Below are 10,214 nucleotides of genomic sequence, written 5' to 3' on the forward strand. Positions count from 1 at the left end.
TCGCCGTCGAACGCGAGCTGGCCGCCGGCGGGTACCCCGGCACGCTCATTGCGGCCTACACCGATCTGCTGGACGCCGAGGCGGTGCGCGGGCTCGCCGCGACTCATCGGCCCGACGCGGTCGTCCACCTCGCCGCGGTCGTGTCCCCGCTGTCGTATCGCAAGCCCGCGTTGGCCCGCAAGGTAAACGTCGGTGGCACCGAGAATCTCTTGGCGGCCTGCGCCGCGCTCCCCCGGCCGCCGCTGTTCCTGATGGCGTCCAGCAGATCGGTGTAGGCCGCAATGAGCGTGCCGGGGTACCCGCCGGCGGCCAGCTCGCGTTCGACGGCGACGGTGTTGTCGTTGCGCAGATCCATTGCGATGACGGTGCGTCCCCGCTCGAGCAGGATCTGAGTGCAACGCTTGCCGACTTGTCCGAACGCGCCGGTGACCAAAACGGTAGAGGCAGTCATGGCTTTGTCATTGTCCCATCAGTCGATTGGCGGCTCTGCCGATCGCGCGTCGGATTCGCTCGGAGACGTAGATCGAGAATACTGGGGTGACGATATCCTCTCGCACGCGAGTTAGCTTGGAGCTCTTGATAAACCACTGACCGTCGACGTTCTCATAGGTCTCGTGGTAGTGGCCGTACCCCACCAAGGTCACGCCTGCTCCGAATCGGACGACGTCTTGCACCGCCCACACCCCGCGGGCGGTGGTCGCCGAAGTGAGCGTGATTTCGGGGGCGTGCACCTGGTGCGCCGTGGCCTGGGCCGGCCGCCCGAGGGCCTTGCGGGTGAACGACACGAACTCGTCCGCGCCCTCGATGACCTTGCCGCCCGCCTCGGCGGTGTCGCTGACGAAGTCATCGGTGAAGACGGTTCGCCACGCCGCCCAGTCCTTGTTGTCGAGGTATCGGCAATAGCGAGCCTTGAGCTGCTTGATCGATTCGATGTCCAGCAGTGTGGCCGCGTCGGCGATCGCGTCGTGCGCGCGCTGTGTCATAGCGGCTCTATTCCTTCGGTGTGCGCCCCTGCGTGACGTTTCACTGGCGAAGTGTAAACCTGTCAGCCCTTGAAGTAGACGACCTGATGCGTGGTCGCCAGCAGCGTGCCCTCCCGCGTCCATACCTGCGCGCTCTGGTCGAAGTAGCCCCGGGAGAAGCGGTTGGCGTGGGCGGTGCACAGGACGAAGTCGTCTCCCAAATGGTCGAGTTGGTGCTGGTCGGCGTGGAAATATGTCGTCAACGAGATGGTCCCCGACGGGATGACGTTGCCGCGGCGCAGGAACACGCGCGGATAGAAGACGTCGCTCAGGGCCGCCAGCGCCGGGTAGTCGACGGGGCGGTGGGCGCCGTCACGCACCCACAGTGTGGTCGTCGAGGATTCGCTCGGTTGCCCGTCCTCCCTGGGAATTTGTCCCTCGACATACCGCATGTCGTAAAGGCTGGACCATCGAACGATGCCGGGATCGGTGGGCGGAACCTGCTCCGGGTCCGGTGCGCTCGGCGGGCGGCTTTCCGTGTCGCCCCAGCTGTCGCGGCGCAGAGCGAACAACGCGGTCACCGTTGTCTTGACGTCTCCATCCTGGCCGAGTTCGGCGATCCAGTGCTGGTTGCTGCGGTTGGTGCGCGCGGCCCGCAGTGAGATGTCGAAGTCGCCGTCGGCGATGGGGGCGGCGTAGTTGACCGTCAAAGCCAACGGTTCGCCGATGCGCTCGGGGTGCGATTCGATCGCGTGCAGCATCGTCGCGGCGGTGATGCCACCGAAGGGCCCCACCATATTGGCCCATTCCGGATGGGTCCGGCCGCGCCTGGTGTCGGCGTCGATGGTTTGCAGCCGGATGGCGTCGTCGAAGGGGTGCGTCATGAGTCGTCCGCAGACTACCGGCGGGGGACGCGACGCGGCGCCGAGGGCGGGGTCTCGACTGCCTCGGCTCCGCTGCTGTACAGTCGCCCAGCACAAGGTCGACGCTCGAATGAGAGGCCATCCGGTGACTTCCGAGTCGGTCGCAGAATTCCGGAGCCGGGCCAGGGCCTGGCTGGCCGGAAACCTCCCTCGGCTTGATTCCGAAGACGCAATGGCCCTGCAGCGCGACGAGCTGGCTTCGTGGCGCCGCGCGCGTGAATTGCAGAGGAAGCTGTACGACGGCGGATTCGCCGGCATCTGCTTCCCGCGCGAGTGCGGCGGCCTCGGGTTGGGCTACGAATACAAGAAGGCGTTCGACGCCGAGGCCCTGGCCTACGAGACGCCGCTCATGCTCAACGTCCCGTCCTTCGCCATCTGCTGCGCGACGATCCTCGACATGGGCAGCGAGGAACAGAAGCGCACCCACATAGCCGCCGCGCTTCGCGGCGACGAAGTGCTGGTGCAGTTGCTGTCGGAACCCAGCGGGGGATCGGATCTTGCGGGCGTCCTCACCCGTGCCGACCGCAGGGACGGACGATGGATCATCAACGGCGCCAAGACATGGAGCACGTGGGCATTCGCCGCGGACTATGGGCTGTGCCTGGCCCGGACGGACTGGAACGCGCCCAAACACGAAGGGCTGACGATGTTCCTGGTGCCGCTTCGGCATCCCGGCGTCATCATCAACCGCATCAAGCAGGTCAACGGCTCGGTCGAATTCTGCGAGGAGTTCTTCGACGACGTCGACGTCGGTGACGACGCCGTCGTCGGTGAGCCGGGTAAGGGATGGGACGTCGCGTCGCGCCAGCTCTACCACGAACGTCGCAGCATGGGCGACGGGTCGGAGTACACCAGCGGGCCGGGAATCGCCGAGGCCGAGGATGTCTCCGTCGACCTGCTGTCGGTGGTCGAGAAGGCGAAACAAGCCGGCAACGAACGTGTCCGGGAAATGGTCGGGCGAGCTTTGGTGCACAGGGCGGTGCATGGACAACTCAGCGAGCACGTCTTCCACGCCGTGGCCGGCGGTTCGCTGCCGCCCGCCGCGGGATCGATCATCCGGCTCTACATGGCCGAGGTGCACGACGTCGAAGTCGACACCGCGCTGGCCGTCGCCGGACCGGCGGCCGTTATCGACGACGGGACGGGTTTGCTCGACATCGGCACGCGCTACCTGGGCCGCCAGATTGCCAGCATCGGTGGCGGGACCACGGAGATGGCACGCAACGTGATCGGGGAGCGGGTCCTGAATTTCCCGCGCGAGTACGCCGCCGACCGTGGCGTGCCGTTCAACCAGGTGCGGCACGGAAAAGCTTGAAGGAGGCCGGAATTGAGCGACCAGCTTCGTGACATCCGGGAGTTGGCGGGAGACTCCGAGGCATACCGGGACGAGCTGTATCGGCGCTGGACGGGTCTGCTCAGCTACCGCTACATCGGCCGCAAACACTCCTCGATGGACATCGGTGAGGTCGACGACACCGTCACCATTCGCCGTGACATGCGCAACGAGGCCGGTGGAATCATGGTGGCGCCGTTGGCCATCTCGTCCCCCGAAGGATGCCAGACGGACATGGTCGCGGTGCCCAATCCGGTCATCGCGTCGGTGCAGATCATCGACCCGGGCTACGACGTCAGGCGGGTCGAGATCGTGGGTTCGGGCATCGTGCACCAGGGCCGCACCATGGGTTACGGGCGGTGCAAGATCGTCGACGCCGACAATCCGGATCGGGTGATCGCCTTTAACGAGGGGCAGGGAGCGATCATCGGCATTCCGCCGGAAGGCCTGGGCCGGATGGACGTTTCGGGTACGGAATTGGAGATCGAGGACTCGCCGGACCTGCCGCCGCTGTGGCAGGCCTTCGGGGCCAGCAGGCGGGACGATGGCCATTGGGTGCTGCCCGAGCTCAGCACCGAACTCGCTTCGCCGGACGCCGCGCTGCACATCGGCCCGCAGCACGTCGTCCTAGAAACCGCGGCGATCGACCTCGCCGCCGGCGTCGCGGGGACCCGAAAGCTCCAGGTGGTCAGCTGGCACGTCATGTTCATGTCGCGCGGCAAGGTGGGTCCCTTCCGGGTCGAGGGGGTCGCCCACCGCGGCGCCCCCGGCCGCGTCGGCGTGCGCATGCTGCTGCACGACGAGGGGAACGCGGACAAGGCCGTCACCTCCGCTGCGGCGGTCTTCGACGTCCTGGATTCTTGACCGGCCGGTGGGGGACGCCTCGCCTGCCCGGTGCCGCCCATAAACGAACTCGAATATCGGCGTGGCCATCAGGGTCGTGACCACGGCAACCAGAACGAGGATGCTGAAGAGCGTCGGGGTGATGATGCCGGCCTGGAGCCCGATGTTGAGCAGAATGAGTTCGATCAATCCGCGGGCGTTCATCAAGGAACCCAGCGCAACGGCCTCACGAAAAGGGACTTTCCTGAGCCACGCGACCACCGCGCACGAAACGCCCTTGCCAAAGATCGACAGCAGGAGCATTCCCACCGTCACCGCCCACAGTTTCGGGCTGTTCACCAGGCCGATCTGGGTATTCAGCCCCGAGTAGACGAAGAACAGCGGCAGCAACAACGTGGTCACCAACGGCTCGAGCCTGGCGGTGAGTTGGTGGGCGAAGAAGCCGGACGGCATTGCCGCGCCCAGGACGAATGCGCCGAATATCGCGTAGATGCCGATCGCGTCGGTGAACCATGCGCACGTCATGAGCAACACGAGGACGGTGCTGAACGTGGATGTGCTGACCGCGTTGCGGCGCTCGGATCTCGCGCCGAGGGCGGCCAGCGCTTTCCGCCCGACGGTCAGGAGCAGCGCCGTGTAAAGAATGCCACCGGCTATCGCCGTGGCGGCTGTGGTGGGATTGCCTCGATGGATGGCGAGCACGACGGCGAGGATGCACCAGGAGAGCGCATCGTCGATCGCGCCGCAGATCAGGGCGAGCGTACCTAGAGGCGTTCCGGAAAGCCGTTGTTCGAAAATGATTCGGGCCAGCATTGGAAACGCGGTGGTTGCGATCGACGCGCCCAGGAACATCATCGCCAAGGCGAGCGAGACGCCTTTTCCGAACAGCACGCCACTGTTCAGCAGGGGCAGGGCGACAAGCGCACCCAGGGCAAGCGGCGCGAGGATGCCCGCGGCCGACACCGCCGCCGCGGTGCCGGCGCGGTGTTTGACGAGGTTGGCGTCGAAGCTGAGGCCGACGAGGAACATGTACAAGACCAGGCCGATCTGCGCCGCGGTGTAGAGCACCGTGTTCGCCTGCCCGGGCGGAAAGAGATCGTGCTGCACGCCGGGCGCGAGCCGGCCCAGCAGCGAGGGGCCCAAAAGTACGCCGGCAATCATCTCGCCCACGACTTGGGGTTGCCCCAAGCGTTGCGCAACCAGCCCGACGAACCGGCATGTTCCGAGGATGACGGCAAGTTCGAGGAAGAAATGTACGGCGGTTGCTGCCGGCATGATGACGTCCTGAGTGTCTGTGGTCGGCTTGATCAGGGCGCCAAGCGCGACGAACGGTTGAGATCGGCTTTGCCGCAGCGCATCTGGCCGCAATGCCGCCAGCGTCCCGCCACCTCGACGCCGTGGGCTTGCAGGCTTGCGAGAGTCCTCATTTCGTGTAACGTACTTAACTATTAAGTAACTTAATCTCCCTGGCTTTGCAAGAGGTGGACGTGTGGACGTGCGCGCGCAGCTGTCGCAGTTGAGCCCCGAGGCGCGCGAGACGCTGGCGCGAAGGATCAAGGGCCTGTTGGATGCCGACAAGGTCGGCTCCGATCACGACGTCACCATCGTCGGAGGTGGTGCGGCGGGGCTGACCCTGGCGCTGGAGATCCAAACCGCCAGGCCCCAGACCCGCATCGCCGTCATCTCGCCCACCTCCCACCCAGTGCCTGAGATCACCCACACAGTCGGCGAATCGACGGTCGAGGTTTCCGCCCACTACCTCCGTGAACGCATTGGGTTGGCCGAGCACTTGCAGACGTCGCAGATCCGCAAGATGGGCCTGCGAATGTTCTTCTCCCACGGCGGCAACACCGATATCGCCGAGCGGTTGGAACTCGGCAGTTCCTCCTACATCCCCCAGGTGACGTACCAGATCGACCGCGGCAGGCTGGAGAACGAGCTTTACCGACGTTGCCACTCGGCGGGCATCGACGTCCGCCGCGGCCGCGCGGTCTCGGTCGAGTGCGGTTCCGGCGGACACCCGCACACCGTTTCCATCCAGAGCGGTGACACGATCACCCGAACGACGGCGCGTTGGGTGGTGGATTCATCCGGACGAAATCGTGCGCTGGCCCGCCAACTGGGTCTACGGCGCGCCAACGAACACAACTGCAATGCGGTGTGGTTGCGTGTCGCCGCCGAAATAGACGTCGGCCGGTGGAGCGAGGATCCGGCCTGGCAGGCCCGCATCGTCGAGGGTGATCGCGCGCTGTCCACGAATCACTTGATGGGGGAGGGCTACTGGGTCTGGCTGATCCGGCTCGCGTCCGGATCCACCAGCGTCGGCATCGTCGCCGACCCGGCGTTCCACCCGTTCGACCGCTTCAACACCCTCAGCAAAGCTCGGTCGTGGCTCACCGAGCACGAGCCGCAATGCGCGGCGGTGCTGGCAGAACACGAACACCTGATCAAGGACTTCAGGGTGATGAAAAACTACAGTCACGGCGCCACGAAGGTTTACGACGGCCGCGACCGTTGGTGTCTCACCGGAGATTCGGGGATCTTCCTCGATCCGTTGTACTCGTCGGGCCTGGACCTCGTCGCCATCGGCAACGGCCTCATCACCGACATGATTGTCCGCGAACTCGACGGTGAAGACGTCGTCGCGCGGTCGGGAATCAGCGACTCGCTGTTTCGATCCCTCACCGACATGTGGCTCGCCGTGTACTGCGATCAATACGCGCTGATGGGTTCGCCGGCCGTGATGTCCGCCAAGGTGATTTGGGACATCGCCTTCTACTGGGGCTTTGTCGGCTTGCTCTACCGGAACGGGCGGTTCGTCACTGTCGCCGACGATCCACAGGTGGTTCCTCACCTGGAGGGGTTGATCAAGCTCAGCAACCGCACGCAAAGGTTCTTCCGGGAATGGGCCGCGGTCGAGACGGCACGACCGTCGGCCGGGTTCGTCGATTTGTACTCACCGTTGAACTTCATGGTCAGCCTGCACACCGCGATGATCGGCGAAAGCCCGGACTTCGCCGCGCAGTTTCGCGCGAACGCCCGCCTCTTGCACCAGCTGGCCGGCCAGCTCGTGGAGACCGTGATCTCGGAGAAGTGCGACCGGTTCTCCGAAGACGGTGTCATGCAGCAGGTGCAGGCGTGGCAACGCGACTCGCTTCTGCGGGAACTGCGAGCCATCTACCGCCACGAGCAGGAAATCAACCCGATCAGCCGGGCGTGGATCCTCGGCGACGCACCCGTACTCGAACCACGTTGACCCGAACACGATTCGCGCACGACCCGGTTCTCACGGTCGAGGCCAGTGAACTCGCCGGCGGCCGGCCAGCGCCTCGGTCGGGCCGGGGCGCGGAGTATCCCGCACAGCGGACGCGGGATGCGCACGCATCGCACTCCTCGAAGGCGATCCGGCGCGGACCGGTGCACGGTCGTAGGGCGAAAGGATGAACATGCGCGCCGCAGCCGGGACTCGTGAACCCTTGGCGATCGTCGGAATCGGTTGTCAGTTCCCAGGCGGTGCGCGGACCCCGGAAAGCTACTGGCACTTACTCTGCAGCGGAACCGACGCCACCGACACCGTCCCCGAATCCCGGTGGAACGCCGCAAAGTACTACGACCCGAACCCCGCCAAGGTCGGCAAGATGGTCACCCGGCGAGGCGGGTTCCTCAGCGAAATCGACCAGTTCGACCCGCAATTCTTCGGAATCTCTCCCCGCGAGGCGCACCTGATCGATCCGCAGCAACGCCTCCTGCTGCAGACGACGTGGGAGGCGCTGGAAGACGGCGGAATATCCGCGGACAGCCTCGCGGGAACCGAGGTAGGCGTCTTCGTCGGCGGTTTCACCCTCGACTACCAACTTCTGCAGAATCGGGGCCGCTCCAGCCGGTACCGATTCAAGGCCCATTCCGCCACCGGAATGATGATGACGATGCTGGCCAACCGGATCTCGTTCGCCTTCGATTTCCGGGGTCCCAGCATGACGATCGACACGGCGTGCTCGAGCTCACTTGTCGCCGTACACCTTGCGGCGCTGAGCATTTGGAACGGCGAATGCGACGTCGCGCTGGCCGGTGGGGTCAATGTCATGATCGGGCCGAACACCGCCATCGCCGAATCGAAGAGCGGATTCCTCAGTCCCGACGGGCGCTGCAAGGCGTTCGACCGTTCCGCCGACGGCTACGCGCGGGGAGAAGGCGGCGCCGTCGTCGTCATCAAGCCGCTCGAGCGCGCGGTGGCCGACGGTGACGAAATCTACGCTCAGATTCTCGGCTCCGCCGTGTCGCAGGACGGCCGCACCGACGGCATCACGGTGCCCCGCGCCGCGGCCCAGGAGGCGGCCATCATTACGGCGCTGCGCAGGGCGGGTATCCGTCCCGACGAGGTCGGCTATGTGGAGGCGCACGGCACCGGCACCCCGGTCGGCGATCCAGTCGAGGCCGGGGCCCTCGGCAGTGTGTTGGCTGCGAATCGGTCACCGGCCGATCCACTGCTGATCGGCTCGGTCAAGACCAATATCGGCCACCTGGAAGCCGGCGCGGGGGTCGCCGGATTGATCAAGGCGGCGCTGGTGCTCAAACATGGGTACATCCCGGCGAACCTGCACCTCAATGATCCGATACCGCTTGCGAATTCGGGTATCGAAATTCCGGCCACCGGTCGTCCGTTTCCGGGCAACGGGCGACGCGTCGCAGGGGTCAACTCCTTTGGCTTCGGCGGCACCAACGCTCACGTCGTGCTCGCCGAGCCGCCGTTTCCCGGTCCAGCCGGCCTAAAGCGGTCGCCGCAGCTGCCGCTGGCCGTGCTGCCGGTTTCGGCGCGTTCGCAAGAGGCGTTAGCCGCGACGGCCCGTCGGCTGGCGGAACACCTCGACGCCCACCCGGAAATCTCACTGCACGACCTCGGCTACACGCTGAGCCGGCGCCGCACGCACCTGACGCATCGCCGCGCGATCGTCGCGGACGGTGTGGCCGACGCGCTGAGTCAGCTTCGAGCCCTGGCGGAAGGGCAGAGCCCGGTCGACCGGACGCCGCCGGCCAAGCCGAAGGTGGCGTTCGTCTGCACCGGGATGGGGCCCCAATGGTGGAAGATGTGCCGGGGGCTGCTTGACGCCTATCCCGCCTTCGCCGACAGCATCGCGCGAAGCGATCGCGAGCTATCCCGTTATGCCGATTGGTCTTTGACCGACGAACTCCGCGCCGACGAAACGGGCTCTCGGATGTCGGAGACGGATGTGGCCCAGCCCGCCAACTTCGCCATCCAGATAGCGCTGGCCGAGCAACTGAAAGAATTCGGCATCATTCCCGACGCCGTGGTGGGGCACAGCGCCGGCGAGGTGGCCGCCCACTACCTGGCCGGCGTCCTCACCTTCGAACAGGCGATCCGCGTCATCTACCACCGAAGTCGTCTGCAACAGCGCACCAGAGGTCTGGGCCGCATGCTCGCTGTCGGCCTCGGCGCCGAATCGCTGATGCAGGCGCTGGAAATCCCAGCGGTCGACGCCATCGGGCCGGGTGTATCCATCGCCGCGGTCAACAGTCCGTCTGCGGTCACCATCGCAGGCGATGGTGACGCCTTGGGCCGCATCGCCCGCCGACTCGACGAGCTCAGGATCTTCAATCGCTTCCTCAACGTGCAGGTGCCGTATCACACGCACTACATGGACGCGGTGAAAGAAGACCTCTTCGGCGCTCTGCAGGGCGTGTCTTCGGGCCCGGCAACCATCCCGCTGTATTCCACGGTGACTGGCGAACGCCTGGAGGGCTACGCCACCGGCGACGCGTACTGGTGGCAGAACACGCGCGCCACAGTACTTTTCGAACCCGCGGTGAGCCGAATGCTCGACGACGGATACACCCATTTCGTGGAGCTCGGGCCACATCCCGTCCTCGCGACGTCGATCGTCGAGATCGCCTCCGCCCAGAAGGCCGAGGTGGTGGTCTTGCCGACGCAGCGGCGCGACGCCGACGATGGCCGCACGCTGATGAATTGCCTTGGCGCGCTGCACTGCGAAGGGCACCTTGTGAGGTGGGAGGCTCTCTACCCCCGGCACGGGGCGCGGCCGCTGAAGCTTCCGCTGTACCCATGGCAGTCCAAACGGTATTGGAACGAAACGCAGGAAGCCGCGGAGGACCTGCACTACAACCCGGTGCATCCCC

General features: G+C 65.8%; 6 protein-coding genes and 2 pseudogenes. 5 read left to right on the forward strand and 3 right to left on the reverse strand.

The window, feature by feature from the left end; all coding sequences use genetic code 11:
- Window positions 1–272, forward strand: a pseudogene (locus A5704_RS00860) (NAD-dependent epimerase/dehydratase family protein); the annotation flags it as partial.
- Between the two features lie 186 nt (window positions 273–458).
- On the opposite strand, the gene A5704_RS00865 reads toward A5704_RS00860, so the two are convergent.
- Window positions 459–983, reverse strand: a complete 525-nt coding sequence (locus A5704_RS00865) for a nuclear transport factor 2 family protein (protein WP_067748928.1) — start codon at window positions 981–983, stop codon at window positions 459–461.
- A 62-nt stretch (window positions 984–1,045) separates the two neighbouring features.
- Window positions 1,046–1,846: an acyl-CoA thioesterase II gene (locus A5704_RS00870; protein ID WP_067886947.1), complete on the reverse strand. Its 801-nt coding sequence runs from the start codon at window positions 1,844–1,846 to the stop codon at window positions 1,046–1,048.
- A 124-nt stretch (window positions 1,847–1,970) separates the two neighbouring features.
- On the opposite strand from A5704_RS00870, the gene A5704_RS00875 reads away from it, so the two are divergent.
- Both A5704_RS00875 and A5704_RS28130 read left to right on the forward strand, forming a co-directional pair.
- Window positions 1,971–3,200 (forward strand): acyl-CoA dehydrogenase family protein, encoded by a 1,230-nt coding sequence (locus tag A5704_RS00875; RefSeq protein WP_067748934.1) that lies wholly within the window; start codon window positions 1,971–1,973, stop codon window positions 3,198–3,200.
- Window positions 3,201–3,212: 12 nt separating this feature from the next.
- Window positions 3,213–4,082, forward strand: a complete 870-nt coding sequence (locus A5704_RS28130) for a hypothetical protein (protein WP_067781972.1) — start codon at window positions 3,213–3,215, stop codon at window positions 4,080–4,082.
- Between the two features lie 63 nt (window positions 4,083–4,145).
- On the opposite strand, the pseudogene A5704_RS00885 reads toward A5704_RS28130, so the two are convergent.
- Window positions 4,146–5,336: pseudogene (locus tag A5704_RS00885) on the reverse strand (cation:proton antiporter); the annotation flags it as partial.
- Window positions 5,337–5,550: 214 nt separating this feature from the next.
- Here A5704_RS00885 and A5704_RS00890 point away from each other — a divergent pair.
- Both A5704_RS00890 and A5704_RS00895 read left to right on the forward strand, forming a co-directional pair.
- Window positions 5,551–7,317, forward strand: a complete 1,767-nt coding sequence (locus A5704_RS00890) for an NAD(P)/FAD-dependent oxidoreductase (RefSeq protein WP_156675662.1) — start codon at window positions 5,551–5,553, stop codon at window positions 7,315–7,317.
- A gap of 190 nt (window positions 7,318–7,507) precedes the next feature.
- A partial coding sequence (locus A5704_RS00895; protein ID WP_156675663.1) for a type I polyketide synthase occupies window positions 7,508–10,214 on the forward strand: 2,707 nt, incomplete at its 3' end.

This window comes from Mycobacterium sp. E735 (assembly GCF_001666955.1).
Lineage (GTDB): Bacteria > Actinomycetota > Actinomycetes > Mycobacteriales > Mycobacteriaceae > Mycobacterium.

Coding starts and splice junctions, on each gene's coding strand:
- A5704_RS00865 (WP_067748928.1), bottom strand. CDS start 983: ATGACACAGCGCGCGCACGACGCGATCGCCGACGCGGCCACACTGCTG.
- A5704_RS00870 (WP_067886947.1), bottom strand. CDS start 1,846: ATGACGCACCCCTTCGACGACGCCATCCGGCTGCAAACCATCGACGCC.